Origin of the sequence: Kribbella pittospori, from assembly GCF_004331465.1 — a bacterium.
Lineage (GTDB): Bacteria > Actinomycetota > Actinomycetes > Propionibacteriales > Kribbellaceae > Kribbella > Kribbella pittospori.
Genome location: NZ_SJKB01000022.1, coordinates 25,110 through 50,276 on the forward strand (window position 1 = coordinate 25,110; position 25,167 = coordinate 50,276).

Sequence of the window (25,167 nt, forward strand, 5' to 3'; positions counted from 1 at the left end):
TCCTGTCGACACAGATACCGCCTCAACGGCAAAAACCCCACGCCTATTCCACGGGCTGTACGGCAGGGTGGGGCCGTGGATGAGGTGAAGCTGCAGGGTGGGTTTGTGAATGTGGTGGTGCGGCGGGGCGATGTGGTGTTGCGCGAGGGCGGCGAGCGGGCCGCCTTCGTGCGCGACGTACTGATCGACTTGGACGGGTGGCCTGGAGCGCCGCGGTTCCTCGGGCTGGAGGACGACGGGCGGGAGCGGTTGAGCTTCATCGACGGGTATGTGGCGTGGGAACGGCCATGGAAGCCTGCCGTCACGTCACCTGAGACGCTTCGATCAGTGGGCCGGCTGGTCCGGGAGTTCCACGACCTCACCGCGGGTACGGCGCTCGCCGGTGACCAGGAGGTTGTCTGCCACAACGACCTCTCGCCCAAGAACACGGTCTACACCACCGACGGCACCCGCGCGATCGCGTTCATCGACTGGGACCTCGCCGCCCCCGGCCGCCGCATCCACGACATCGCCTTCACCTGCTGGCAGTACGCCGACCTGGGCGACCTCAACCGAGTAATCCCCCAATGGCAGTCCCTCCTCGCCGGCTACGGCCCCGCCGACACCACAGCCCTCATCCCATCCATCCTCCACTGGCAAGCCCGAGCCGCCAACGGCATAGACCGAGCAGCCACAGCCGGCAACCCCGCAATGCAACACCTCCAGCAACTCGGCATACCCGAAGACATCCGACGCAAGCACGAGTGGATCCGCATGAACGCCGCCGAGTTGCAGGAAGCTGCAGTTCAAGGGGGTTGAGGTACGGCTCCGCGTGTGATTGATATTGGAGCCGGTTACTGACGTCTGGGGGAGTCTGCGTGCGTACGGCGATGAGTGGGGCGGCTTGGGTTGCGTATGGGCAGATCTATGTCGAGAGTTCGGGACGGCAGCCGGAGTTGCCGGAGTCCTTCGGGGGTCAGCAGAACGGGCTGTGTGGTGCCGCGGTGCAGGGGGCTCTGTTCCTGATGACCGGGCTGCACACCGGCCGAGTCGGGTTCGTGGTCGAGGTGTACGACGAAGCGCCGGCGATCGACGAGTTCTGGGAAGAGATCGTCGAGGCGTCGTTCCGACCGGTCGGCGCCGTCGCGTTGAACGGGTGGGGCGGCGAGGGGCACTGGCCGCTGGACCTGGACGAGGTGGACTACCGGGTGCGGTACTGCGGTTGGGGCATGGATGCCGGCCATCAGGCTGCACCACCGATGGACGACGAACCTCTGGTCGACCGCTACCTCGTGCAGTTCTGGCCGGCACCGCCTGCTCCGGATCGAGTGGTCAAACAGACAAGTGCTCAGGCCGCGTACTGGCACCGAGTCGCCCGCGAGACGCCGCCACCGCCGACGGCAGAACAACGCGCCGAGCTGAAGCGGGAGCGTGAACGCAGGGCAGCCGAGGAGGCGCTCGCCGAACTGACTCGGGAATGGGGCGGCACTCTCCCGAGCGAGCGGGTCCGTGATGCCTCCCTGAGAGCGTTCGGACTGGCACAGCTGGACCGACCGCTGATCGACGACATCGACCGCGTCGATCCGGACACCCAGCGCGCGATCGCCCGGTGGGCGGTCCGTCGCGTGTGCGTCGACAAGCAGTTGGACCAGCAGGAGTGGATCGCCGCGATCCTGGACGGGATCGACCATGGCGTTCCCGTGTGGTCGCTGCTGCCGGCGCCGGCAGCAGCGAGTCCGACCGACAACCAGCAGGTCAGGTTGGCTTTCAGGCCATGGGGCTGGAACGACGACGTCGACCCGATCGAGAACCTGTGGACACTCCTCTTCGCGGCGGACGACGACGATCCGCTCCGGGCCGCGTTCGAGACGGTCTGGCTCGCAGCCTGTGCCTTCGGTGACGGTCGGCAGCAGGAGTTGATCGGCGAGCTGCGCCAGGCGTTCCCCGTGCTTACGAACCGAGCCTGGTGAGGGCCGCGTCGGTTAGTCGGTAGATCGTCCATTCGTCCTGGGGGTGGGCGCCTAGGGATTTGTAGAAGTCGATGGCGGGGGTGTTCCAGTTGAGGACGGACCATTCGAGGCGTTCGTAGCCGTTGGCGACGCATTCTTGGGCGAGGGCGGTGAGGAGGGCTTTGCCCAGGCCGGTGCCGCGGGTTTCGGGGCGGACGAAGAGGTCTTCGAGGTAGATGCCGTGGACGCCGCGCCAGGTGGAGAAGCTGAGGAACCACAGGGCGCAGCCGGCCACCGCGCCCTCGTGTTCGGCGACGTGGCAGAAGACGGCGGGGTTCTCACCGAAGAGTGCGGTGTGGAGCTGGTCCGCGGTCAGGCGGCACTCGTCGGGCGCTCGCTCGTACTCGGCCAGGCCGTACACCAGTTCCACGAGGGCGGGGACGTCGTCGGGGCGGGCTCGTCGTACTCGTTCGTCGATCTGCATGGACCTATCGTGCCGGGTGATCCACCCACCGGGCACCGGCGTTAACTTACCGACCAACTCTGCGACAAGTCGCAGACATGCGGTGACTGAAGACTGACCGGGCTTTCCCCCACCTGATCCGCCCTTCATCTGGAGGAACCATGTCAGTCTCCCGCCGTCGCTTCCTCGGCCTGGGTGGTGCGGGCACTGCCGCCGTACTGCTCGGCACCGGGGCCTGGGACGCCTCGACGACGTACGCCGCTCCGGCCGGCAGCGGCAACCCGTTCACCCTCGGCATCGCCTCCGGTGATCCGCAGTACGACGGTGTCGTGCTGTGGACCCGGCTCGCCACCGACCCGTACGCCGTCGACGGGAAGGGCGGAATGCCCGCCCGGCCGGTCCGGGTCGAGTACGAGGTCGCCCGGGACGAGCACTTCCGGCACATCGTCCGCCGGTCCAGCGTCGTTGCCACTCCCGAGCTCGGCCACTCGATCCACCCCGAGATCCGCGGCCTCCTGCCCGACACCGTGTACTACTACCGCTTCCGCACTGGCCGCGAGGTATCGCCGACCGGCCGGACCCGGACCACGCCGCACCCGTTCACCTCGCCGCGCGAGCTCCGGTTCGCGTTCGCGTCCTGCAACGCCTGGCAGGACGGCTACTACACGGCGTACGACCACATGGCCCGCGAGGACCTCGACCTGGTCGTGCACCTCGGCGACTACCTGTACGAGTCCGGCGTCAAGACCAACAAGCGTGGGGTGACGACCGACCCGCGCTTCCACACCGAGACGTTCGACCTGGCCCGCTACCGGCTGCAGTACTCGCTGTACAAAACTGAGGCTCCGCTGCAGGCCGCGCACGCCGCCCACCCGTGGATCCACACCTTCGGCACGAGCAGATGCCGTCCGGCCCGAGCATCCGCTACCACCGCCGGCTCCCGTACGGCCGGCTGGCCGACTTCACCATCCTCGACACGCGCCAGTACCGCTCGGACCAGCCGTGCGGCGACGGCGACTCGTCCACCTGCGACGACCGGTTCGACCCGGACAACACCATGCTCGGCGGCAAGCAGCGCGCCTGGCTGCTGGACGGTTTCCGCCGGTCGCACGCCCGCTGGCAGGTGATCGGCAACCAGACCCCGATGGGTCAGACCGACTGGACGCCAGGTCCGGAGACCCACGTCTGGCTGGACCCGTGGGACGGTTATGTTGCCGAGCGCAACAAGGTGCTCGCGGCCGCGCAGGACAGCGGCGTCCGCAACCTGGTGGTGATCACCGGCGACCGGCACCAGAACTACGCCCTCGAGCTGAAGCGCGACTTCGCCGACCCGGACTCGCGCAACGTCGGCACGGAGTTCGTCGGTACGTCGATCACCAGCGGCGGCGACGGCGCCGACATGACCGACCAGGGCCAGCAGTTCCTGGCGGCCAACCCACACCTGAAGTTCTTCAACAGCCAGCGCGGCTACGTCCGCGTCACCGTGAACCAGAAGCAGTGGCGCTCCGACTTCCGCGTCGTTCCGTACGTCCAGACCCCGGACGCTCCGATCAGCACCCGCGCGACGTACGTCGTCGAGGACCGCGACCCCCACGTGCACGCGAGCTGAGGTCAGGCAGCCAGGCCGCCGTCGACACGCAGCACAGTTCCGGTCACGTACGACGACCGGTCGCTGAGCAGCCAGGCGGCGGCCTGCGCGATCTCGTCCGGCTGGGCGGCCCGGCCCAGCGGGGTCCGTGCGTTCAGGCTGTCGATGATCCCGGGCGTGGCGCGGTCCCAGTCGTGCAGCATCTCGGTCAGCGTCGTCCCCGGAGCGATCGCGTTGACCCGGATGTTCTCCGGACCGTAGGTGATCGCCGCCGACTCGGTCAGGCTGTTGCCGGCCCGCTTCAGCGCGCCGTACGCCGGTAGTGCAGGATTCCCGGCGAGACTGCCGACACTCGACGTGTTGACAATGCTCCCGTGTCCGGCCGTCGCCCGGATCGCGGTGACCTCGGCGACCATCGCGGTCCACAGCCCTCTGAGGTTGACGGCGTACCCCTGGTCGAACTGTTCGACACTCATCTCGTCCATCGGTCCGGGCGGGATGCCGATCGCGCCGTTGTTGAAGGCACCATCCAGGCGCCCGTACTCCGAGACCGAGCGATCGACCGCCGCCTGCACCGCGTCGGGATCGGCGAGGTCAGCGACGATGTACGCCGCACTCGGACCGACCTCGCGAGTGACTGCCGCCAGCTCCGATTCGGTGCGAGCCGCGAGCATCACCTGCGCACCTTCAGCGGCGAACAGTCGTGCGGCCGCGGCACCGATCCCGCGCCCGGCGCCGGTGATGAAAATGACCTTTCCTTCAAGCAGTTTGTCCATGCCGTCGAGCCTGTGCGCTGGCGAGAACCGTAACCAGACACCGGTAGTACCTGGCTAACCGCGTGCAACGCGGCAGACTGGAAGCGTGGACAAGCCCGAGCTGGCAGCGTTTCTGCGCAACAGACGTGAACGGATCAAGCCGTCCGACGTCGGGCTGCTCGCCGGCCGACGCCGCCGTACGCCGGGCCTGCGCCGCGAAGAGGTGGCCCAGTTGGCGTACATCTCGACCGAGTACTACACCCGGCTGGAACAGGCCCGAGCTCCACATCCGTCGGGTGAGGTGCTCGCCGGGCTGGCCCGCGCACTCCGCCTCGGCGATGCCGAACGCAACTACCTCCACGACTTGGCCGGTGTGCCGGTGGCGCCGCCGCCCGGCCCGCCGCGGCAGGTCCGGCAGAGCATCCTCGACCTGCTCGAACGGCTGCCGAACGCGGCCGCGATCGTCCTGTCGGCGTCGTACGAGGTGATCGCCTGGAACCACCTGGCGACGGCGCTGATGGAGGACTTCTCCATCCTCTCCCGGCGGGACCGGAACCTGATCCGGCGCGCGTTCCTCGGTCCGCCCCCGGGCTCCGGCCGGCTGTACTCGGTCTCCGACGCCGGACAGTTCGCCCGGAGCTCGGCCAGTCACCTGCGGGCGACGACGGCGCGGTACCCGGACGATCCGGAGACTCAGCAGCTGATCGCCGAACTGCTCGCGGGTAGCGACGAGTTCGCCGAGCTGTGGGAGGCGCACGACGTGTCCGCGGAGCCGACCCTCTGCAAGACCTTCGAGCATCCGGTGGTCGGCACGGTCACCGTGAACTGCGACGCTCTCTCGATCCCCGACCGCGACCAGCAGGTGATCATCTACACCGCGACCCCCGGCTCACCGTCGGAGGAAGCGCTGCGCCTGCTGTCGGTGGTCGGGACCCAGCGACTCGACGTGCCCGGCTGAGCTCACTTCCGCGCATAGACCCCGAAGGCGTCGTACGCGATCCACGAGCCCTCGTCCTTGACCAGGGTGATCGCGTTCTGACCGGTCCGGAAGAGTGCCTTGGGCAACGACACTTCGAGGTACGACGGCTTGAGTGGTGAACCGGGGTAGGTGCTGTCGGCAATCGTCGAGCCCTTGGTGGCGCCGTTCGCGAACGCGAGCCGCCCGACCTCGGTGCTGTTGACGGACAGTACGGCGGAGCCCGGGATGCTGGCGTGGCTGTCGATCAGCCAGAGCGCCAGATCGAGATCCTGCTCGGGCACCGCGCTCAGGTCGAACCGAAACGTCACCGTGTGGTTCTTCGTTCCGGCCCACTTGTCCGCCGGCCCGGGGAACAGGTACGACCAGTCGGCCGACGGCACCGACGTACCGTAGGTGTAGTCGACGTCCGACGGGAAGCGAGCCGGGTACTCGGCGTACCCCTTGGGTGACAACGCCAGCTCGGAACCCTTGCCGTCATACACTCCGACTCGCGCGATGGGTTGACCGGAGATCGTCACGGACGTCTTGTTGGCAGCGGCAACGGAACGCGACGCCGGTGATCTGTTGCCCGCAGCATCCACTGTCACCACCCGATAGGACCGCGTGACACCGGTGAACCCGAGCCCGCGATGCACGAAGTGCGGATAGACGGTCTTGCCCAGCAGGGTGTACGTCGTGGTTCCGGGCTCGGCGACGTACACGGCGTAGTGGTCCACGACGGTTGCCCACGACACCGGTTTCCAGTCGAGGGTGAGCGTGCCGATGTCGCCGGTGCCACGGAGCTGGGTGATGGCGGGAGGACGATTCATCACAAGGCCTCCAGACGGGGATCGTCAGCGGGCGTTCGGAAGGTTGCGACCACACGCGGTTCGGCGTTCGCATCCGCCTGGATGTAGGGGAAGTTGACGAACTCCGTGGTCATCTCGGAGCGGGTCAGGGTCGAGTGCACATACCCACGGCGCGCGTTGTAGAGCTTCACGTACGGATGCTGGAGCCAGTCCTGCGCGTACTGGTCCGTGTCGGTGCCGTCCCCGTTGGAGCCGACCGACGAGCACACCAGTTCCACGCCGACCGTCCGCGAGTCCGGGTTCGCGAAGTCCAACTTGAGTTCGGACGCCACGTGGCGGTGGATGTCGCCGGTCAGCATCACCGAGGTCCCGGCCTGACCCATGGCCTCCAGCACCCGGCGCCGGTTCGCCGGATAGCCGTCCCACTGCTCGGTCCGGTCGTCGGTGATCGCGCTGAGGACGACACCGCCGGCGACCACGTTCCAGGTCGCGGGTGAATGACGGAGTCCGTCGTACAGCCACTTCTCCTGCTTGGCGCCCATGATGGTGCGCTGCTCGGAGACGCGATCGGCCTCGTCCACCGGCAGCGGGTCGCGGTACTGCCGGGTGTCGAGCAGGTGCACCCGCGCGAGCGAGCCGACGTCGTACCGCCGGTAGAGCTGACCGTCCGGTCCGTGCGGCAGGCTGTCCAGGGCGACCGGCACGTTCTCGTAGAACGCGCGGTAAGCAACGGCGCGGCGATGCACGAAGAGCTCCGGCGGGATCCCGTACAGCGAGTTGTCTGCACCGTAGTTGTTCTGCACCTCGTGGTCGTCCCAGACCAGGAACCACGGCGCGACAGCGTGCGCAGCCTGCAGGTCCGGGTCGGTCTTGAACAGGCTGTACCTCAGCCGGTATTGCTCCAGCGTCTCGATCTCCACGCCGTGCTCGGGACCGACCGACACGCCCTCGCGCCAGAGGTTGTCACCGGCAACAATCCCGTACTCGTAGATGTAGTCGCCGAGGAAGAACACCGCGTCCGGGGCACGACGGGCGATGTCGCGATGAGCCGTGAAGTACCCGTGGTACCAGGCCTGGCAGGACGCAGTGGCGAAGGTGAACTGCGACCCCTGGACCGGCAACGTCTTGGTCCGGCCGACCGGGCTGAGCTCGCTGCCGGCGCGGAACCGGTAGAAGTACTCGCGATCCGGCCGCAGACCGCGGACCTCGGGATGTACGGCGTGCGCCAGTTCGGGGGTCGCGATCGCGAGCCCACGGCGTACGACCTGCTTGAACTGGCTGTCCTCGGCCACTTCGTACTGCACGGGGACGGGATCGGCGGGCATGCCGCCGTGCCCGTCGGTCACGAGCGGCGTCGGGGCAAGCCGGGTCCACAGGACGAAACCGTCGGTGCGCGGATCACCGGAGGCGACGCCAAGCGCGAAGGCGCCGGACGGGACGGGGCGTCCTGGGGTGGCGTCGGCGCCGGCCGGTGCGGAGACGCCGATCGCGACCGCGGCGGCGCTCAGGCCGGTCAGTTGGAGGAAGGTACGACGGGTGGGAGGAGGAGGCACGGGCGGGCTCCGATCCAGGGGAGGTCGAGTTGCGTCACATTCTTACGTAACTACCGTTCGAAAGGTAACCCCTTGACATCGATTCAGCACCAGGAGTACTGAGTCTGTGCGGAGATTCCTGTTGGAATCGGCGCCCCTCGCGCGGGACGTTGGAGACATGGCAGCTCAGACGAACAACACCCGCCGCATCGGCGACGTCGAGGTCAGCGCGATCGGGCTCGGCGGCATGCCGATGTCGATCGAAGGCCGGCCCGACGAGGCCCGGTCGATCGCGACCATCCACGCGGCGCTCGACCTCGGCATCACGCTGATCGACACCGCCGACGCGTACCACCTGACCGCGACCGACATCGGCCACAACGAGTCCCTGATCGCCAACGCCCTGGCGTCGTACGGCGGCGACACCTCGAAGGTCCTGGTCGCGACGAAGGGCGGCCACCTGCGGCCCGGCGACGGCAGCTGGACCGTGGACGGGTCGCCGGAGCATCTGATGCAGGCGGCGGACGAGTCGCTCAAGCGGCTCGGGGTGGAGGCGATCGGGCTGTACCAGTTCCACCGGCCCGACCCGAAGACGCCGTACGCCGACTCGATCGGCGCGATCCGTGACCTGCTCGACGCCGGCAAGATCCGGATGGCCGGCATCTCGAACGCGAACCCGGCGCAGATCAGGCAGGCCAACGAGATCCTCGGCGGCCGCCTCGTCTCCGTGCAGAACCAGTTCTCGCCCGCGTTCCGGTCCAGCGAGCCGGAGCTCGAGCTGTGCGACGAGCTCGGCATCGCGTTCCTGCCCTGGGCACCGCTCGGCGGCATCTCGAACGCCGGCGCCCTCGGCAGCAAGCACCCCACGTTCCACCGGCTCGCCGCCGAGCTCGGCGTCAGCCCGCAGCGCGTCACCCTCGCCTGGCTGCTGGCCAAGTCCCCGCACGTCGTCCCCATCCCCGGTTCCAGCCGCCCGGAGACGATTCGCGACTCGTACGCCGCCCTGGACCTCGAGCTCACCGCCGACCAGGTCGCCGCCCTCGACGCCGCCTGAGCTACGAAGCTGTCACCCCGAGCACACCGTCAAGCCACCTCCGGGCGGCGGTGTGGCTCGGGAGGCGGACGATGGCAAGCTCCGGGCGCTCGCTGAGCAGCGCTGCAATGCGGTTCGCGTTTTCGTGGTGGGTTTTCCAGGCCCACCGGATGATGTGGTCGGGATCGGTGAACACGGTCCGCAGCGGCGGTTCCTGGTTGCCGTTCCACAGCTGTTCCTTCCGGACGCTGCGGCGGACGGTACGGCGTACCACTTGACGCATCACCGTGGTCCTGCTCAGGTCGAGCCATACGACGAGCTCGGCGCGTTCCGCGAGCAGCGGCCGGACCGAGCTGTACTGCCACTCCGTGACCCACTCCGGTCGGGAGCTGAACTCGTCGACCTCGGCCAGGAAGGTGTCTCGCGGGGTCCAGTCAGGCCCGTGGAACAGAGCGTCGATCTCGATGTGCGGAACGTCCAGCCGCTGACTGATCCCGCGAGCCAGCGTCGTCTTTCCGGACGCCGACGTCCCGGCGACCAGGATCTTTCGCGGTCGGCCCGGCAGCGAGTCGGTGAATGTCAGCATCGGCATGCTGCAACGATAGATGCCCGCAAGGCTCAGTCGCGCGCGTTTTCGCGTCGTACATGGCCTGGTCGGCGGTGTGGAGGAGGGCGTCCAGATCGGTTGAGTCCGGCGTGATCGGCGCGGTGCCGATGCTGGTGCTGACCTCGATGGTGATGCCTGGAAGTGGGCGGCTGACGGCAGTCTCGAGGCGGGTGATGAGGGTCGCGAGGTCCTCGTCGGCGATGTCCTCGGCGAGGATCGCGAACTCGTCGCCGCCGAGTCGGGCCACGGTGTCGCCGTGCCGGACCTCGGCGGCCAGCCGGGTGGCGATCTCGCGCAACGCTCGGTCGCCGGCCTCGTGACCGTAGCCGTCGTTCACCAGCTTGAAGTGGTTGAGATCGCAGAACAGCACGGCACCGGGCCGGCCTGACGCGCGGGTCCGCTCCAGCACGGCGGTGAAGCGGTGCTGGAGCAGGCGGCGGTTGGGCAGGCCGGTCAGCGGGTCGTGTGCGGCGTGGTGGCGCAGTTCGCGTTCGGCGTCCTTGCGGGCGGTCACGTCGTCGATCTGGATCAGCAGGATCCGCGGCAGCCCCGCGCCCTGGTCGACGATCGCCGCCGTACCGCCGAGCCAGATCTCGTTGCCGCCGGGCTGGGTGAAGATCCGCTCGAACCGGTACGAGCTGTTGCCTCGGGCAAGTTCTTCGAGTTCGCGCCGGGACTGGGCCGGCTCCTCGTCGCGGAGGAAGTCCACCATCGGTACGCCGACGAGCTGGTCGACGGCGTACCCCGTGATCCGGCAGAAGGCGTCGTTCACCCGCAGGATCCGGCCCGCCTCGGACCCGTCGAAGGCGATCGTGGCCATCCCGTTGCCGGCGCCCTCGAACACCATCCGGAACGTCGTCTCGCTCGCCTCGAGCCGGGTCTTCTCGGCCAGCAACTGATCGGTCAGCCGAGCCTTGTCGATCGCCAGCCCGGCCTGGGTGGCGAAGATCTCCAGCAACTCCCGGTGGATCGGGCCTGGCCGCCGCTGGTCCTCCGGCAGGTCGACCGCCAGCATCCCGACCAACTCGCCGTCGGACGAGTGCAGCGGCGCGAACAACGCGTCCAGCGGATGCCAGGCGGCCGGGTCGTCCGACACAGGTACGTCGGGCACCCAGCCGATGACCTCGCCCTCGGGCAGGCGCTCGTGCGGAACGAAGCGCAGGCCGCCCCACTTGTCCGCGATGGCGAACTCGGCGTCGAAGATGTCCGCCGCGCTCACTGTGCCGAGCAGGGCTTCCCGCGCCTCCGGCGAGCCGGCCACCGCGATCACCTCGAACTTGCCGTCCGGGTGCCGCAGGTTCAGTACGGCGATGCCGAAGCCGAGCCCGTCCACCACGCCGTCGACGACCGCCTGCAGCGTCTCGGCCAGGCTCCGCCCCGCACCCATCCGCGCGCTCACCTCGTACAGGCGGCGGATGGCCGTCAGCCGGACCGTAGGCTCCTTCTGCACGGATCGAGCGTAAACCGATCTCACCAGCAGTGAGCGGTCGTAACCGGATCTGATCCGGTTAAGCGTTTGTCTCCGGACACCAAGCCCGGTTCAGAACCGGAGTTCGGTCAGGCCTCGGTAGCTGCGTTCGGCGGAGTGCCAGGCGTCGGTGGGCTTGTCGTGCTCGACCAGCCACTGCTCGACGCCACCCTCGGAGGCGTGTGCGAACATCGCGCCGAAGTCGAGCTTGCCGGCACCGACGTCCTCCCACGACCCGTCCGCGGCCATGTCCTTCACGTGCAGCGCCGGGAACCGGCCCGGGTGCTCCTGGAAGTACTTCGCCGGGTCCTGGCCGCCCTCGACCGCCCAGTACAGGTCGAACTCGAACCCGAGCAGTTCCGGATCCACGTCGAGCAGGATGTCGAACAGGATCTGCCCGTCGACCGAGGCGAAGTCGCGCCCGTGGTTGTGGAACAGCAGCTTCAGCCCGGCATCACGGGCGGCCTTGCCGGCCTCGGTGAACGCGGCAGCCGCCGTACGGAAACCCTCCACCGAATGCAGCTCGGAGGGAATCGACGGTACGACGACCCACTTGCCGCCCAGCGTCTTGACGCCGGCCAGTGCGCTGTCCCAGTCGTCCGCCATCCGGGTGTACCCGACGTGCTCGAGCACGATCGACAGCCCGGCGTCGTCCGCGAAGGACCGGATCTCCTCGGCGCTGTGGTCGAACCGCCCGCTCACCCCGATCGTGCGATATCCGATCCCGGCGAGGCGCTTGAGCGTCCCCGGGTAGTCCTCGGCCAGCACGTCGCGCATCGTGTAGAGGTGCATGCCGATGCCGTCGGCGGGAATGGTCCGGTCACTCATACGGTCAGCTCCTGATGTCGAAGGTCAGATGACGTGTTCCCGATACCGCGCGAGCGCCAGGTCGAAGACCTGCTGCCCTGGTGCGTCCCACAGCTTCTGGTTGAAGATCTCCACCTCGATCGGCCCGTCGTACCCGGCCGCGTCGCAGGCCTCGCGGAGGCGGCGCAGCTCGATCGAGCCGTCGCCCATCATGCCCCGGCCGAGCAGCGTGTCCTCCGGCAGCGGAACGACCCAGTCGCTCACCTGGTAGGACAGGATCCGCTCACCCGCGCGCTCGATCTGCCGGTAGACGTCCGCGTCCCACCACAGGTGGTAGGCATCGACGATCACGCCGACCTGCGACGCCGGGAACTGCTCGGCGAGGTCAAGCGCACCTGACAGCGACGACACCACACACCGGTCGGAGCAGAACATCGGATGCAACGGCTCGACCGCGAGCTTCACCCCGCGTTCCGTTGCGTACGGCGCCAGCTCGGCCAGCCCGTCGCGGACCATCGAGCGCGCGCCGTCGAGGTCGCGCGAGCCCGCCGGCAGACCGCCGCTGACGAGCACCAGCACCGAGGTCCCGATGGTGGCGGCCTCGTCGATCGCGCGACGGTTGTCCTCGATCTTCGCCTTGCGCTCCGCTGGATCCGTGCTGGTGAAGAATCCGCTGCGGCACAGCGACGACACCTTGAGTCCGGCATCCGCGACGAGCCGGGCGGCCTTGTCGACGCCGTACTCCTGGATCGGTTCGCGCCACAGCCCGATCCACGACAGCTCGGCCTTGGCGCTGGCCGCGACGACATCCTCGAGCGGCCAGTACTTCGTCGTCGCCTGGTTCAGGCTGTAGCGATTCACGCGTCGACTCCACCCACCCGCAGCAACTGCCCGAACCGCTGAACGGCAAGCTCCGGATTCGTCAGTACGCCGGCCTGATCGGCGAGCCGGAAGGTGTCGGCCAGGTGCGGTAGCGACCGGCCGGTCTGCAGGCCACCCACCATCGAGAACCCGGGCTGGTGCCCGTTCAGCCAAGCCAGAAAGGCGATCCCGGTCTTGTAGTAGTACGTCGGCGCCGAGAAGATCTGCCGCGCGAGCGGGACTGTCGGTGCGAAGACGCGGTCGTAGGTGTCCAGGTCGCCGTCGTCCAGCGCCTTCAGTGCCGCCGCGGCGGCGGGCGCGATCGCGGCGAAGATCCCGAGCAGCGCGTCGCTGTGGCGGTCGTCGTCGCCGCGGATCAGCTCTGGGTAGTTGAAGTCGTCGCCGGTGTACAGGCGGACACCCTCGGGCAGACGGTTGCGCAGGGCAACTTCACGCGAAGCATCCAGCAGTGAGACCTTGATCCCGTCCACCTTTGTCACATTGTCTGCAATCAGATCGACGACGACATCCGCGGCGGTGTCGAGTGAGTCGCTGCCCCAGTAGCCGTCGAGCGCCGGATCGAACATCGACCCGAGCCAGTGCAGGATCACCGGGCGGGTCGATTGACCCACCAGCCGGTCGTAGACCTTCCGGTAGTCGTCAGGCGACTCGGCCGCAGCACACAACGCCCGACTAGCCATCAGAATCGGCTGCGCCCCGACCTCCTCGGCAAGACCGAGCTGCTCTTCGTACGCAGCAATCACCGCGTCCAACGCGTGGGCGCCGCCGGTGGGTCGGCCCGCGGCGGTCAGCTGATCTGTCCCAACCCCAACCGCGATCCGCCCGTCCGGCGCCTCGGCCGCGGACCTCCGAATCAGCTCCTGCGTCGCCGCCCAGTCCAGCCCCATCCCACGCTGCGCGGTATCCATAGCCTCAGCCACCGACAACCCCAGCGACCAAAGATGCCGCCGAAACTCCAGCGTGTGCTCCCAATCAACCACCGCAGGCGCACCCGGCGAGTTGTCCCCCAACGGATCCGCCACCACATGCGCAGCCGCAAACGCCAACCGCCTCGTCGCCGGAGCGTAGTTGCCCCGAGCAACCGGCGTACCAACCAGCCGGTACGTCTCCAACCGCCCAGCGGCCGAGGCGCCCCCGCCGACACCATCCCGGCGACCTTCGCCCGGCCCCCCACCGCCCGCCCGCTCGCTCTCCAGCCGCCCAGCGGCCGAAGCTCCACCGCCACCGATCGCCCGGCGGCTCTCCAACCCACCACCGGTCGCGGAGCCGGCCGGCGAGCCGGCTCCGCGACCGGTCGGCAGGAGGATCTCGAGTGTCACAGGTGGCCGCCGAGGTCCAGGGCGGGGACTTCGAGTTTGCGGCCTTCGCGCCAGGACTGCAGGCCCAGCTCGGCCAGTTGCACGCCCTTGGCGGCTTCGACGAAGTCCCAGGTGAAGGGGGCGTCGTCGACCACGTGGCGCAGGAACATCTCCCACTGCACCTTGAAGCCGTTGTCGAACACCTCGTTGTCCGGCACCGTCGCCCACTGGTCGCGGAACTTCTCGGTGGCCGGCAGGTCCGGGTTCCACACCGGCTTCGGCGTCGCGGACCTGTGCTGAGCCCGGCAGTTCCGCAACCCCGCGACCGCGGAGCCCTCGGTCCCGTCCACATGGAACTCGACCAACTCGTCGCGGAACACCCGAGTCGCCCAGGACGAGTTCATCTGCGCGATGATCCCGCCCTCCAGTTCGAAGATGCCGTACGCCGAGTCGTCCGCGGTGGCGGCGTACTCGTTGCCTTGCTCGTCGACCCGGGTCGGGATGTGGGTCGCGCCCTGGCAGTACACCGACTTGACCTGGCCGAAGGTCTGGTCGAGCACATACCGCCAGTGGCAGAACATGTCGAGGATGATGCCGCCGCCCTCTTCGAGCTTGTAGTTCCAGGACGGCCGCTGCGCTTCCTGCCAGTCACCCTCGAAGACCCAGTAGCCGAAGTCGCCGCGGACCGAGAGGATCCGGCCGAAGAACCCGCCGTCGACGAGTCGCTTGAGCTTCCGCAGGCCGGGCAGCGACAGCTTGTCCTGGACGATGCCGTTCTTCAGCCCGGCGTCCCGGACCAGCCGGGCCAGGTCGATCGCCGCGTCCAGGCTCTCCGCGATCGGCTTCTCGCAGTAGATCGCCTTGCCCGCTTCGACGGCGGCGCGGACGCCCTTCTCCCGGAGTTGGGTCAGAGACGAGTCGAAGTAGATCTCGACGTCCGGCTCGGCGAGTGCCTCGGACAGGTCGGTGGTCCACCGGGTCAGGCCGTGCTGCTCGGCGATCCGGCGCAGCTTCAGCTCGTTGCGGCCGACCAGGATCGGCTCGGGGATGATCATGGTTCCGTCGGCGGCGGGCAGGCCGCCCTGCTCGCGGATCGCCACGATGGAACGCTCGAGGTGCTGGCGCAGGCCCATCCGGCCGGTGACGCCGTTCATCACGATGCCGACGCGTCGCTCGTTCACTGTTCTGCCTCTCGCGAAGAAATGTCGTAGGTGTCGAGGCGACCGCACATGCCATGCAGGCCGAACTCGGTGGGGGCGGGTAGTTCGTGGAGTTCAGCGGCCTGTAGGTGTGGCGCCGTACCGGCTTCGAGTGCATCGAGGGCGGCGCCGGTCTGCTCGGCCAGCCGGCGAGCGCCCTGTTCCCAGCGGCGGCGCCAGTCCGGCAGTTGCGGCTGGACGATCCGGATCGCCGCCGCGTAAAAGTCGTCCAGCGCGGGCGGCCCATCGGTTTCGTAGGACTCCCGCAGTACGGCGAAGCCGTCGAGCGCGAGGTTGCGCCGCGCCATCGCGGACGAGGTCCGATCGTCACCCTCGCCGGTGAGACTGGTCGCCTTGAGATAGGTCTCGCGGTCCGTCAGGTGCTCCGGCGGCAACGTCAGTACGGCGTCGCCGGCCTCGGGGAGCCCCGAGTTCGACATCAACGCCAGGATCTGGAGACCGCCGCCGTTGACCAGCCGGTGAATCGTCCCGGGGTCGAACCAGACCACAGCGCCGGCCTGGAGCGGGGTCTCGGCGAAGCCCTTGGGGTTCAGTGTCTGGACCGAGCCGGACCCGGCGACGACGTAGTACCCCTCGGAGCAGGCCAGGTGCACGTGCGGGGAGCCGCCGGCCGAACCGTCCGGGGTTTGGAGGTCGTACACCTTCAGCAACGAGATGCCGATGCCGCCCGGCAGCGCCGCGGCCGGGCCAGGTCCGAACTCGCACATCGCTGCCTCCCCTCGTGAGCCTGGGAAAGGGCTTTCCGAGGCCTGTGGCCGCCACTTTAGGTGGGCCTTCACGACGAGTCAAGCCGTCACGGAAAGCGATGTCCGACCACATCCGGTCAGCACACTCAGAGCGAGATGGACGTCACTTCAAGGTGCGAACCGAGGCGACTGCGGCCGCCCACTCGGCTCGGCGGCCCGCTCGCGCAGCGGCGTCGACGGCCGGCTCGAAGCTGCGGTAGCGGCGCTGGGCGGCCCAGCCGGTGCAGGCGCCGAGAGTGGTCCAGGCGAGTTCGGCGACGCCGAGGGCCGAGATCTCGGCGACATCGGCGGCTTCGACGGGGTGACCGAGGAGGTCGGCCTGGGTCTGCATGAGGAGATTCGAGACAGTCGCGCCCCCGTCTGCGCGCAGGCGTCCAGGCGTGCCCGGGATGGTGTCGGTGACGTCGCAGATCTGGTGAGCGACAGCGTCGACGCAGGCGCGGGCCAGGTGCGCGCGAGTCGTGGAGCTGCTCATTCCAGTGATCGCCGCCCGCGCAGCGCGGTCCCAGTGCGGGGCTCCGAGGCCGGCGAATGCCGGCACGAGGCTCACTCCGCCGGCGTCGGGCACAGTCGCCGCGAGTTCGATCAACGCGCCGACGTCCGGCAGGCCGAGCATGGTGGCAGTCCAGGCGAGCGCGGCACCCGACGAGACGATGTTCCCCTCGAGCGCGTACAGCGGCCGGTCCGTCAGCCACGCCAGCGTGCACCCGTCCGCCACGAACTCGTCGACCGGCGTCATCACCGACGACCCGGTTCCGTACGTCGCCTTGATCATCCCGGCCTGCGTGCAGCCCTGCCCGTACATCGCTGCATGCGAATCCGCCAGCACCGCAACGATCGGGATCCCGTCCGGAAGCCCTGGAACCCCTGCGGTGACGCCGAATCCGGCGTTCGAAGGTCGCACGTCGGGCAGAACGGATCGAGGTACGCCGAAGGCCTCGAGCAGTGCCGGGGACCAGCCAAACTCGAGTACGTCGTACAGCAAGGTCCGCGAGGCATTGCCCGCATCGGTCAGGTGCTCACGGCAACCAGTCAGCCGATGGATCAGCCACGAGTCCACGGTGCCCACCCGATCGGCATCCGTGTGGTCGAGCAGCCAGCGGAGCTTCGGTGCCGAGAACATCGCGTCCACCCGCAACCCGGTCCGCGCGCGCACAAGCGTGTCCAAGTCGTCCGGGAGCGACGAACACCACGACGTCGTACGCACGTCCTGCCAACCGATCACCGGTCCCACGGCCTCGCCGGTACGACGGTCCCAGCCGACCACCGATTCACGCTGTGTCGACAATCCGATCCCGGTGATCTCGACCGGCTCCGCGGCGGCGAGACACGACGAGATCGCCGCGAGCACGCTGCGCCACAGGTTGTCGGCATCCTGCTCGGCCCAGCCGGGCTGCGGAGCCGAGAGTCCGACCGGCGCGGACCCGGTGGCCAGCACGCTTCCGTCGGCACTCACCAGGACGGCCTTCGAGTTCGTGGTGCCCTGGTCCACCGCGAGTACGGCCGGCGCCATCGATCGCCCTCCAAGTCAGACAACTTTCAATCGAGCCCTTGACGGGACTCTAGCGTCGTGGCGACACTCATGGCGACAGATTATGCAGTGGTGAATATCTATTCGAGCAGCGACGGAGGTCGACACAGGTGAAGCCGAGCAGACGCCGGGTGATCATCAACACCGACGCCAAGAACGAGGCCGACGACCAGTTCGCGATTGTGCATGGGCTGTTGTCGCCCACGTTCGACATCCGCGGGCTGATTCCCGCGCACTTCGGCACCCGCCGGTCGGACCGCAGCATGGAGGAGTCCCGCGAGGAGATCGACCTCCTGCTCGACCTGCTGGACCTGACCGGCAAGGTGCCGGTGGCGAACGGGGCCCCGACCGGCATCGCGGACGAGCAGACCCCGCTGGACTCGCCCGGTGCGCAGCTGATCATCGAGGAGTCCAAGCTGGCCTCGAAGGACGACCCGCTGTTCGTCTCGTTCCTGGGCCCGCTCACCGACATGGCCTCGGCGATCCTGCTCGACCCGGCGATCGTGGACCGGGACGTGATCGTGATCTGGATCGGCGGACGTGGCTACCAGGGCCACAGCGCGGACCACCGGATGGAGTTCAACCTGTCGAACGACATCCACGCCGCGAACGTGGTCTTCGGCTCCGGCATGACGGTGTGGCAGGTCACCAGCGATGTCTATACCAAGGTCTCGGTGAGCTATGCCGAGCTCGAGGAGAAGATCGGCGACGCCGGTCCACTCGGCAAGTACCTGATCGACCAGTTGGTCGAGTGGAACGCCACCTGGCACGGCGAGCCGATCGAGTCCCGCTCCCTCGGCGACTCGCCGGCCATTTCGCTGATGCTCTACCCGCACAGCGGCAACTTCCGGGTCCGGCCGGCGCCGCGCTTCGGTGTCGACGGTTGGTACCTGCCCGGCACCGACAACCCCATCCACGTGTGCGAACTGGTCGACGTCCGCTTCCTGCTCGAGGACATGTTCGCCAAGATCCGCCGCTTCGCCCGCCAAAGGAGCACGTCATGAACAGCTACACCCGCAGAGGCTTCCTCGGTCTCACGTCCGCCGGCGCCACCAAGGGCTGACCGCCTCAACCAAGGAGAGAACACACCATGACAGACCTGCCGGTGTTCGGTGCGGGGATCTGGCATTTCGCGACGTACAAGGACCGCTACGCCACCGACGGCTACGGTCCGCCGGTCGGGCTGCTCGAGCAGATCGACCGGGCCGGCGCCGTCGGCGACCTGTCCGTGGTCGACCTGAACTGGCCGTTCGCCGGGTACGAGGGGACGCTGGAGGAGGTGAAGGACGCGCTGAAGCGCAACAACCTCACGGCGATCGCGATCACGCCGGAGATCTACACCCGCGACTTCGTCAAGGGCTCGTTGACCAACCCGGACCCGGGCGTTCGCAAGCAGGCGATGGAGTTGTTGCACCAGGCAACCGAGCTGGCCAAGGACCTGGGCTGTTCCTACGTGAAGCTGTGGCCGGGTCAGGACGGCTGGGACTACCCGTTCCAGGTGAACTACCACGACATCTGGAACCTGGCGCTGGACGGCCTGAAGGAGCTCGTCTCGGCGCACCCGGACATCAACTTCGTGATCGAGTACAAGCCGCGCGAGCCGCGGGTGAAGATCATCTTCCCGAACGTCGCCCGTACGCTGCTCGGGATCGAGAAGATCGGCCTGCCGAACCTGGGCATCCTGCTCGACTTCGGCCACTCGCTCTACGGACAGGAGACACCGGCCGACGCGGCGCAGTTGGCGATCGACTACAACCGGCTGTTCGCGATCGACGTCAACGACAACCTGCGCGGCTGGGACGACGACATGGTGGTCGGTTCGGTCCACCTGGTCGAGACGTTCGAGTTCTTCCACACGCTGCGGAAGAACAACTGGGAGGGCGTCTGGCAGCTGGACCAGTTCCCGTTCCGCGAGGACAGCGTCGAGGCCGCGAAGCAGGCAATCCAGTTCCTGAAGGCGGTCCACCACGCGCTCGACGTACTGGATGACGAGGCTCTCGCGGCGGCACAGGCGTCGCACGATGCTCTGGCGGCACAGAAGCTGGTGCAGAAGGTCTTGCTGAGTTCGATGGCGGAGATCGTATGACGCTGACCGTCGAACACACGACGATGCCTGTGCTCGGGCGGCTGCCGATCCACAGCAGCCGCGCCGAGCAGGTGGCGCACATCGCCGAGGCGGCCCGGCAGATCCGGATCCAGGACCTCAAGCTGGTCCACTACGCCGGAGCCGGCCACATCGGCGGCGACTACTCCGCCATCGACATCCTGGCGACCCTGTACGGCGCGGTCCTGAACATCACGCCGGACATGGTCACCGACCCGGAGCGCGACCGGTTCATCCTCAGCAAGGGCCACGTCGCCGGGGCGCTCTACACCACGCTGGCTGCCTTCGGGTTCCTGCCGGTCGATGATCTCGCCACGTTCCTGAAGCCGCTGTCCGCGCTCAACGGTCACCCGAACCGGCGCAAGGTGGCCGGCGTCGAGGCGAACACCGGCCCCCTCGGTCACGGCCTGCCGGTCGCGGTCGGGCACGCGTTGTCGGCCAAGCTCGACGTGTCGCTGCGGCGTACGTATGTGCTGGTCGGCGACGGCGAGCTGCAGGAGGGCAGCAACTGGGAGGCGATGATGGCCGCGTCCCAGTACCAGCTGGACCGGCTGACCGTGATCGTCGACCGGAACCGGATACAGCAGGGCGCCACCACGAAGGAGACCAACGACCTGGATCCGCTGCCGGACAAGGCGGCGGCGTTCGGGTTCGCGGTGGTCGAGGTGAACGGTCACGACCATGGCGAGCTGCTCGACGTCCTGTCCGCCGTACCGTTCCGGCCCGGGAAACCGACCTTCGTGATCGCGCACACCCACAAGGGCCACCCGATCTCGTTCATGAGCAACAACGTCGCGTGGCACCACCGGGTGCCGGACGTGGCGGAGTTCCAGCAGGCGCTGACCGAGCTGGAAGCTGTTGTTCCCGGCTACACCAAGGAGCTGCGAATGACCGAGCGAAGCGAGGGCATCATCAAGCACAGCCCGCCTCGTGTCTCATCCGCGCCCGGAGCGAAGCGAGGACGTGGATGAGCATTGTCGAGACCTCGATCGCGGACCGGCCGCGGTACGACTGCCGGGACGCGTACGTCGAGACGTTGGCCGAGCTCGCGCACGCGGACCACCGCATCGTCGGGGTGGTGAACGACTCGGTCGGCTCGAGCAAGCTGAACAGCTTCCGCAAGGCGTTCCCGGACCGGCTGATCAACGTCGGCATCGCCGAGCAGGACATGGTCGGGGTCGCCTCCGGCCTGGCCAACGGCGGCCGGATCCCGTTCGTGTCGGCCGCGTCCTGCTTTCTCACCGGCCGCGCGCTCGAGCAGATCAAGGCGGACGTCGCGTACTCGAACACCAACGTGAAGCTGTGCGGGATGAGCCCGGGGGTGGCGTACGGCGAACTCGGCCCGACCCACCACTCCATCGAGGACATCGCGTGGCTACGGGCGATCTCCAACATGACGGTGATCGTGCCGGCCGACCCGATCGAGACGGCTGCTGCGTTGCGCTGGGCGGCGGCCTCGGACGGGCCGGTGTTCATCCGGGTCAGCCGGATGAGCGTGCCGAAGGTGTACGACGAGGACTACGAGTTCCGGCTCGGCCGGGCGATCACTGTCCGGGGCGGCGACGACGTGACGCTGATCAGCAACGGGACCGTGCTGTGGCGGGCGATCGCCGCGGCCGAGCAGCTTGCCACGGAAGGGATCTCGGCCCGGGTGCTGTCGATGCCGACGGTGAAGCCGTTGGACACCGGCGCTGTGGTCGCGGCCGCGCGGGAGACGGCCGGAATCGTGACTGCCGAGGAGGCGGTGTCCGGCGGCGGGCTCGGTGGCGCCGTCGCGGAGACCGTCGTCGAGCACCATCCGGCCCGGGTGACGATCCTCGGGATCCGCGAGTTCGCGCCCACCGGGTCGGCCGGCTACCTGCTGGACCACTTCGGGCTCTCGCCCGACGGCATCGCGGCGGCGGCCCGCAAGCTGGTCAGCCGAGGAAGGTGACCAGATCGGCGATCGAGACCATCGCGAGGTCGTGGATGTCGGCGAAGGCGCGCAGATCGGCTCCGGTCATCAGCGTGCCGTCGTCGTTCATCAGCTCGCCGATCACGCCGACCGGTGGCAGCCCGGCCAGCCGGACCAGCTCGACCGTGGCCTCGGTATGACCCGGCCGCTGCCGGACGCCGCCGGCCACCGCGCGCAGCGGCAGGATGTGGCCCGGCCGGATCAGGTCTGTCGGCCGGGCCACCGGGTCGGCCAGCACCCGCACGGTCCGGGCCCGGTCGGCGGCAGAGATGCCGGTGCCGACGCCACTGCTCGCATCGACCGAGACGGTGTACGCCGTACGCAGGCTGTCCTGGTTGTCCGGCACCATCAGCGGCAGCTCGAGCCGGTCGAGCACCTCCGGTGCTGCCGGCGCGCAGACGTAGCCGCTGGTGTGCCGGACGAGCAGCGCCATCAGCTCGGGGGTCGCGAGGCTCGCGGCGAACGTCAGGTCGCCCTCGTTCTCGCGGTCCTCGTCGTCGACGACCACCACGGGTCGCCCCAGCGCGAGCTGGTCGACGGCGTGCCGGATGGTGTCCAGGCGGGTTGTCACGGTGGTCCCGGTGGTCCCGATTGTCACGGTCGTTGTCCTCTCGGCCTGGCACTCCGGGGGCAACGACAGGCTCCACGACGGGTCCGATCGCGCGGACGGCGCACACCGGACGGCATCGCGAAGACTGCCACGTGCATCTTCCCATCCGGACTTTCACCGTCGGTCCCGGAGTTCCACCAGGTCAACCGGACACCCTTGCGGGTGTACGGGTCGCGGACTGTCACCGCCGGCTCGGAATTTCACCGACCCCAGAGCACGTGTGGTCTTGCAAACTGCGGTCAGTTTATCGGCACCAACCACTCCCGGGAGCGTCATGTCCATCTCAGTCGTCTGGCGCGAAGCCGAACTGCGACCGGGAAGCGGGACACACCGCGTGATCCGATCCCCGACCCCGGCGGTGCACCACGCGTGTACATCTGCCTGGCTGACCTATAGTCCAATCTGATCGTGTCTCAAGGGGGTCGACGTGGCCAACGGCAACCGCGCGGTGCGCCAGCCCGGGCTGGACGAGTTGCGGCTGCTGGCGAAGGTGGCCCGGATGTACCACGAGAAGGGCATCCGGCAGCCCAAGATCGCGGCCGAGCTGAACCTCTCCCAAGCCCGCGTCTCGCGGATGCTCAAGCAGGCCGTCGAGGTCGGCATCGTGCACACCGTGGTGACCATGCCGAGCGGAGTGCACAGCGACCTCGAGGATGAGCTGCAGGGCCGCTACGGACTCCGTGACGCGGTGGTCGTCGACACCGCGGGCGCCGGGGACGACGTACTGCCGGCGCTGGGTTCGGGTGCGGCGGCGTACCTGGACATGACGCTGACCGGGGCGCACGTGATCGGTATCTCGTCCTGGAGCGAGACTCTGATCAGTGCGGTCGACCGGATGCCTCGCAAGAGCGTGCCGGTGGTCGACCGGGTGGTCCAGATCGTCGGCGGCCTGGGTGACGCTGCGGTGCAGATGCAAGCGACCCGGCTGACCGCGCGGTTCGCCGAGCTGACCGGTGGGATGCCGGTCTACCTGCCCGCGCCTGGACTGGTCGGGACGCCCGCGGTCCGGCGGGCGATGATGAACGACGTGTCCGTTCGGGACGTTCTGGGCACCTGGGGACAGCTCACCGACGCACTGGTCGGGATCGGCAGTCTCGAGCCCTCGCCGCTGCTGCAGCGCAGTGGGAACGCGGTCGCCGAAGCCGATCAGGACGAGCTTCGCCGGCTCGGTGCCGTCGGTGACGTCTGTTTCCGGTTCTTCGACGAAGAGGGAAGGCACGTGCGCTCGACGTTCGACCAGCGGGTCATCGGGGTGACCGCCAAGGAGTTGCTGGCGGTGCCGCGCCGGATCGGCGTCGCGGGCGGGGACCGGAAGTTCTCCGCGATCCGCGCCGCCTTGCTCGGAGGCTGGGTCAACATCCTGATCACCGATCTGGCGATGGCCCATCGCCTGCTAGGTGACGGCTGATGGCCCGGCGCCGTAGCGAGCAGCCGTCACCGGGCGAGTGATGGAGCGGGACGAGCAGCGGGAGGTCTACCGGACCCTCGATCTGGCGTTGCGGGTCGGTGAGGTGCTGCTGTCCAGTGGTGCCGGTACGGCGGACGCGACCGCGACGATGCTCGGGGTGACCGCGGCCGGTGGCCTCCGCGGTTGCGAGGTCGACATCACGTTCACCTCGATGGCGATCTCGTACCAGGCCGCGCCGGACGTCGCGCCGGAGACGCACATCCGGCTGGTCCGCTACCGGTCGCAGGACTTCTCCCGCCTGACCGAGGTCGATTGGCTGGTACGGCGGTTCGCACGCGGCGACCTCACCCGGGACGAGGCCAGTCGCGAACTGGCGCGGTTGACTTCGGCGGGTCCGCCGTACCCGCGCTGGACCGCCGTACTCGCCTGGGGTGTGATGGCCGGCGGCGCGACGCTGCTGCTCGGCGGCGGCTGGCTGATCACGCTGGTGGCGGTCGTCACCGCAGTCGTGATTGATCTGAACAACCGCTGGTTCAGCCGGCAGCGACTGCCCGCGTTCTACCAACAGGTGGCAGGCGCGTTCGTCGCGAGCGCGGTCGCGCTGAGCCTGTACGCCGTCCACGCTCCGGTCAAACCATCGTTGGTCGTTGCCGCAGGCATCATCATGCTGCTGGCCGGGATCGCGCTGACCGGTGCTGTCCAGGACGCGATCACCGGGTACTACGTGACTGCGGCGGCCCGCCTGCTGGAGGCGATGCTGCTGACCGGCGGGATCATCGCGGGGGTCAGCCTCGGGCTCGCGCTCGGCCTCAGATTCGGTCTGAACGTCGGTCTCGAGGCACAGACGATCCAGCTGGCGAACCTGCCGATCATGGTCGGATCCGGCGCGCTGATGGCGGTCGCGTTCGCCTACGCGTCGTACGCGCCGCTGCGAGCGTTGCTGCCGGTCGCCGTGATCGGCGCCGCCGGGTCGCTGGTGTTCACGCTGATGACCCGCGCGGACTTCGGCCCGGCGTGGTCGACTGCCGCGGCGGCGTTCACGGTCGGGATCGGCAGCTACTCGCTCGGTCGCCGGTTCGGCGTACCACCGCTCGTCGTGGTCGTGTCCGGGACGATCCCGTTGCTGCCCGGACTCACGATTTACAAGGGCCTGTACGAGCTGATGAGCGTCGGCAACCTGATGGGCATCGTCAGCCTGGCCACCGCGGTCGCCATCGGCGTCGCGATCGCCTCGGGCGTCATCCTCGGCGAGTACGTCGCCCAGCCGATCCGCCGCGAGGCCCGGCGACTCGAGGATCGCCTCGCCGGACCTCGCCTGGTCGGACCTCGCCGTCCCGTCCGCCGCCGCACCGGCCCCCGCCGGAGCCGCCGACGGCGTTCCGCGGAGGCCTGACCTCACCCGCCCATCCACCGACTCATCCGATCCACCCACCCACCCACCCCACCCCACCCGCGCGCCCGCCGCC

Annotated in this window: 24 protein-coding genes, 1 pseudogene and 1 riboswitch; of the genes and pseudogenes, 12 read left to right on the forward strand and 13 right to left on the reverse strand. The window is 68.6% G+C overall.

The window, feature by feature from the left end:
• The first annotated feature begins 75 nt into the window (after positions 1 to 75).
• Both E0H73_RS40325 and E0H73_RS40330 read left to right on the forward strand, forming a co-directional pair.
• Complete coding sequence (locus E0H73_RS40325; RefSeq protein WP_131365689.1) at positions 76 to 798, forward strand: phosphotransferase; 723 nt, start codon at positions 76 to 78, stop codon at positions 796 to 798.
• Positions 799 to 857: 59 nt separating this feature from the next.
• Complete coding sequence (locus E0H73_RS40330) at positions 858 to 1,949, forward strand: hypothetical protein (protein WP_202867816.1); 1,092 nt, start codon at positions 858 to 860, stop codon at positions 1,947 to 1,949.
• On the opposite strand, the gene E0H73_RS40335 is transcribed toward E0H73_RS40330, so the two are convergent.
• Positions 1,930 to 2,412 (reverse strand): GNAT family N-acetyltransferase, encoded by a 483-nt coding sequence (locus E0H73_RS40335; RefSeq protein WP_131365691.1) that lies wholly within the window; start codon positions 2,410 to 2,412, stop codon positions 1,930 to 1,932. The genes E0H73_RS40330 and E0H73_RS40335 overlap by 20 nt on opposite strands.
• Before the next feature lie 140 nt (positions 2,413 to 2,552).
• Between E0H73_RS40335 and E0H73_RS48135 the strand changes: the two are divergent.
• Together E0H73_RS48135 and E0H73_RS48140 are read left to right on the forward strand one after the other, a co-directional pair.
• Positions 2,553 to 3,221: pseudogene (locus E0H73_RS48135) on the forward strand (alkaline phosphatase D family protein); the annotation flags it as partial.
• A 71-nt stretch (positions 3,222 to 3,292) separates the two neighbouring features.
• Positions 3,293 to 4,000: an alkaline phosphatase D family protein gene (locus E0H73_RS48140; RefSeq protein WP_272949192.1), complete on the forward strand. Its 708-nt coding sequence runs from the start codon at positions 3,293 to 3,295 to the stop codon at positions 3,998 to 4,000.
• Between the two features lie 2 nt (positions 4,001 to 4,002).
• Here the strand turns inward: E0H73_RS48140 and E0H73_RS40345 are convergent, their stop codons facing one another.
• Complete coding sequence (locus E0H73_RS40345; protein ID WP_131365693.1) at positions 4,003 to 4,755, reverse strand: SDR family NAD(P)-dependent oxidoreductase; 753 nt, start codon at positions 4,753 to 4,755, stop codon at positions 4,003 to 4,005.
• Between the two features lie 85 nt (positions 4,756 to 4,840).
• Here E0H73_RS40345 and E0H73_RS40350 point away from each other — a divergent pair, with 85 nt between their 5' ends.
• Positions 4,841 to 5,692, forward strand: a complete 852-nt coding sequence (locus tag E0H73_RS40350) for a helix-turn-helix transcriptional regulator (RefSeq protein ID WP_131365695.1) — start codon at positions 4,841 to 4,843, stop codon at positions 5,690 to 5,692.
• A 2-nt stretch (positions 5,693 to 5,694) separates the two neighbouring features.
• Here the strand turns inward: E0H73_RS40350 and E0H73_RS40355 are convergent, their stop codons facing one another.
• Both E0H73_RS40355 and E0H73_RS40360 read right to left on the reverse strand, forming a co-directional pair.
• Complete coding sequence (locus E0H73_RS40355) at positions 5,695 to 6,522, reverse strand: polysaccharide lyase family protein (RefSeq protein WP_131365697.1); 828 nt, start codon at positions 6,520 to 6,522, stop codon at positions 5,695 to 5,697.
• Complete coding sequence (locus E0H73_RS40360; protein WP_131365699.1) at positions 6,522 to 8,054, reverse strand: alkaline phosphatase D family protein; 1,533 nt, start codon at positions 8,052 to 8,054, stop codon at positions 6,522 to 6,524. The genes E0H73_RS40355 and E0H73_RS40360 overlap by 1 nt, the downstream gene beginning before the upstream one ends.
• Before the next feature lie 157 nt (positions 8,055 to 8,211).
• On the opposite strand from E0H73_RS40360, the gene E0H73_RS40365 reads away from it, so the two are divergent.
• The gene (locus tag E0H73_RS40365) at positions 8,212 to 9,087 is read left to right on the forward strand and encodes an aldo/keto reductase (RefSeq protein WP_131365701.1); all 876 of its coding nucleotides are present in this window, start codon (positions 8,212 to 8,214) and stop codon (positions 9,085 to 9,087) included.
• Position 9,088: 1 nt separating this feature from the next.
• On the opposite strand, the gene E0H73_RS40370 is transcribed toward E0H73_RS40365, so the two are convergent.
• The 8 genes from E0H73_RS40370 to E0H73_RS40405 all read right to left on the reverse strand — a co-directional run bounded on the left by E0H73_RS40370 (position 9,089) and on the right by E0H73_RS40405 (position 17,607).
• Positions 9,089 to 9,610: a P-loop NTPase family protein gene (locus E0H73_RS40370; protein ID WP_238164597.1), complete on the reverse strand. Its 522-nt coding sequence runs from the start codon at positions 9,608 to 9,610 to the stop codon at positions 9,089 to 9,091.
• Positions 9,501 to 11,123, reverse strand: a complete 1,623-nt coding sequence (locus tag E0H73_RS40375; RefSeq protein WP_238164591.1) for a diguanylate cyclase domain-containing protein — start codon at positions 11,121 to 11,123, stop codon at positions 9,501 to 9,503. The genes E0H73_RS40370 and E0H73_RS40375 overlap by 110 nt, the downstream gene beginning before the upstream one ends.
• A gap of 90 nt (positions 11,124 to 11,213) precedes the next feature.
• Complete coding sequence (locus E0H73_RS40380; protein WP_131365705.1) at positions 11,214 to 11,969, reverse strand: sugar phosphate isomerase/epimerase family protein; 756 nt, start codon at positions 11,967 to 11,969, stop codon at positions 11,214 to 11,216.
• 24 nt (positions 11,970 to 11,993) lie between these two features.
• Positions 11,994 to 12,809 (reverse strand): sugar phosphate isomerase/epimerase family protein, encoded by an 816-nt coding sequence (locus E0H73_RS40385; RefSeq protein WP_131365707.1) that lies wholly within the window; start codon positions 12,807 to 12,809, stop codon positions 11,994 to 11,996.
• On the reverse strand, positions 12,806 to 14,149 hold the full coding sequence (locus E0H73_RS40390) for a dihydrodipicolinate synthase family protein (protein WP_238164592.1): 1,344 nt from the start codon (positions 14,147 to 14,149) through the stop codon (positions 12,806 to 12,808). The genes E0H73_RS40385 and E0H73_RS40390 overlap by 4 nt, the downstream gene beginning before the upstream one ends.
• Complete coding sequence (locus E0H73_RS40395) at positions 14,146 to 15,309, reverse strand: Gfo/Idh/MocA family protein (RefSeq protein ID WP_131365709.1); 1,164 nt, start codon at positions 15,307 to 15,309, stop codon at positions 14,146 to 14,148. Before E0H73_RS40395 ends, E0H73_RS40390 begins: the two co-directional genes overlap by 4 nt.
• A complete protein-coding gene (locus E0H73_RS40400) occupies positions 15,306 to 16,055 on the reverse strand; it encodes a cupin domain-containing protein (RefSeq protein ID WP_131365711.1) in 750 nt (249 codons plus the stop codon). Before E0H73_RS40400 ends, E0H73_RS40395 begins: the two co-directional genes overlap by 4 nt.
• A 142-nt stretch (positions 16,056 to 16,197) precedes the next feature.
• Positions 16,198 to 17,607, reverse strand: a complete 1,410-nt coding sequence (locus E0H73_RS40405) for an FGGY family carbohydrate kinase (RefSeq protein WP_131365713.1) — start codon at positions 17,605 to 17,607, stop codon at positions 16,198 to 16,200.
• Between the two features lie 128 nt (positions 17,608 to 17,735).
• On the opposite strand from E0H73_RS40405, the gene E0H73_RS40410 reads away from it, so the two are divergent.
• The 4 genes from E0H73_RS40410 to E0H73_RS40425 all read left to right on the forward strand — a co-directional run bounded on the left by E0H73_RS40410 (position 17,736) and on the right by E0H73_RS40425 (position 21,662).
• Complete coding sequence (locus E0H73_RS40410; protein WP_131365715.1) at positions 17,736 to 18,629, forward strand: nucleoside hydrolase; 894 nt, start codon at positions 17,736 to 17,738, stop codon at positions 18,627 to 18,629.
• Positions 18,630 to 18,715: 86 nt separating this feature from the next.
• Positions 18,716 to 19,711 carry a sugar phosphate isomerase/epimerase family protein gene (locus tag E0H73_RS40415; protein WP_131365717.1) on the forward strand — a complete coding sequence of 332 codons (996 nt, stop codon included), beginning with the start codon at positions 18,716 to 18,718 and terminating at the stop codon, positions 19,709 to 19,711.
• Positions 19,708 to 20,700: a transketolase gene (locus E0H73_RS40420; RefSeq protein ID WP_131365719.1), complete on the forward strand. Its 993-nt coding sequence runs from the start codon at positions 19,708 to 19,710 to the stop codon at positions 20,698 to 20,700. Before E0H73_RS40415 ends, E0H73_RS40420 begins: the two co-directional genes overlap by 4 nt.
• Entirely contained in the window at positions 20,697 to 21,662 is a 966-nt protein-coding gene (locus tag E0H73_RS40425; RefSeq protein ID WP_131365721.1) for a transketolase family protein, read from the forward strand. Before E0H73_RS40420 ends, E0H73_RS40425 begins: the two co-directional genes overlap by 4 nt.
• On the opposite strand, the gene ribB is transcribed toward E0H73_RS40425, so the two are convergent.
• Positions 21,646 to 22,281 carry a 3,4-dihydroxy-2-butanone-4-phosphate synthase gene (gene ribB, locus E0H73_RS40430; protein WP_337590346.1) on the reverse strand — a complete coding sequence of 212 codons (636 nt, stop codon included), beginning with the start codon at positions 22,279 to 22,281 and terminating at the stop codon, positions 21,646 to 21,648. The genes E0H73_RS40425 and ribB overlap by 17 nt on opposite strands.
• Before the next feature lie 100 nt (positions 22,282 to 22,381).
• A riboswitch (FMN riboswitch) is annotated at positions 22,382 to 22,515 on the reverse strand.
• Positions 22,516 to 22,720: 205 nt separating this feature from the next.
• Here ribB and E0H73_RS40435 point away from each other — a divergent pair.
• A complete protein-coding gene (locus tag E0H73_RS40435) occupies positions 22,721 to 23,701 on the forward strand; it encodes a sugar-binding transcriptional regulator (protein ID WP_202867817.1) in 981 nt (326 codons plus the stop codon).
• Between the two features lie 40 nt (positions 23,702 to 23,741).
• Positions 23,742 to 25,094 carry a threonine/serine exporter family protein gene (locus tag E0H73_RS40440; protein WP_131365722.1) on the forward strand — a complete coding sequence of 451 codons (1,353 nt, stop codon included), beginning with the start codon at positions 23,742 to 23,744 and terminating at the stop codon, positions 25,092 to 25,094.
• Positions 25,095 to 25,167: the final 73 nt, after the last annotated feature.

Excerpts from the sequence above, each read along its gene's own strand:
- E0H73_RS40335 (WP_131365691.1), bottom strand. The coding sequence starts at position 2,412 with ATGCAGATCGACGAACGAGTACGACGAGCCCGCCCCGACGACGTCCCC.
- E0H73_RS48140 (WP_272949192.1), top strand. The coding sequence starts at position 3,293 with ATGCCGTCCGGCCCGAGCATCCGCTACCACCGCCGGCTCCCGTACGGC.
- E0H73_RS40345 (WP_131365693.1), bottom strand. The coding sequence starts at position 4,755 with ATGGACAAACTGCTTGAAGGAAAGGTCATTTTCATCACCGGCGCCGGG.
- E0H73_RS40355 (WP_131365697.1), bottom strand. The coding sequence starts at position 6,522 with ATGAATCGTCCTCCCGCCATCACCCAGCTCCGTGGCACCGGCGACATC.
- E0H73_RS40365 (WP_131365701.1), top strand. The coding sequence starts at position 8,212 with ATGGCAGCTCAGACGAACAACACCCGCCGCATCGGCGACGTCGAGGTC.
- E0H73_RS40380 (WP_131365705.1), bottom strand. The coding sequence starts at position 11,969 with ATGAGTGACCGGACCATTCCCGCCGACGGCATCGGCATGCACCTCTAC.
- E0H73_RS40400 (WP_131365711.1), bottom strand. The coding sequence starts at position 16,055 with ATGTGCGAGTTCGGACCTGGCCCGGCCGCGGCGCTGCCGGGCGGCATC.
- E0H73_RS40405 (WP_131365713.1), bottom strand. The coding sequence starts at position 17,607 with ATGGCGCCGGCCGTACTCGCGGTGGACCAGGGCACCACGAACTCGAAG.
- E0H73_RS40415 (WP_131365717.1), top strand. The coding sequence starts at position 18,716 with ATGACAGACCTGCCGGTGTTCGGTGCGGGGATCTGGCATTTCGCGACG.
- E0H73_RS40420 (WP_131365719.1), top strand. The coding sequence starts at position 19,708 with ATGACGCTGACCGTCGAACACACGACGATGCCTGTGCTCGGGCGGCTG.
- E0H73_RS40425 (WP_131365721.1), top strand. The coding sequence starts at position 20,697 with ATGAGCATTGTCGAGACCTCGATCGCGGACCGGCCGCGGTACGACTGC.
- E0H73_RS40440 (WP_131365722.1), top strand. The coding sequence starts at position 23,742 with ATGGAGCGGGACGAGCAGCGGGAGGTCTACCGGACCCTCGATCTGGCG.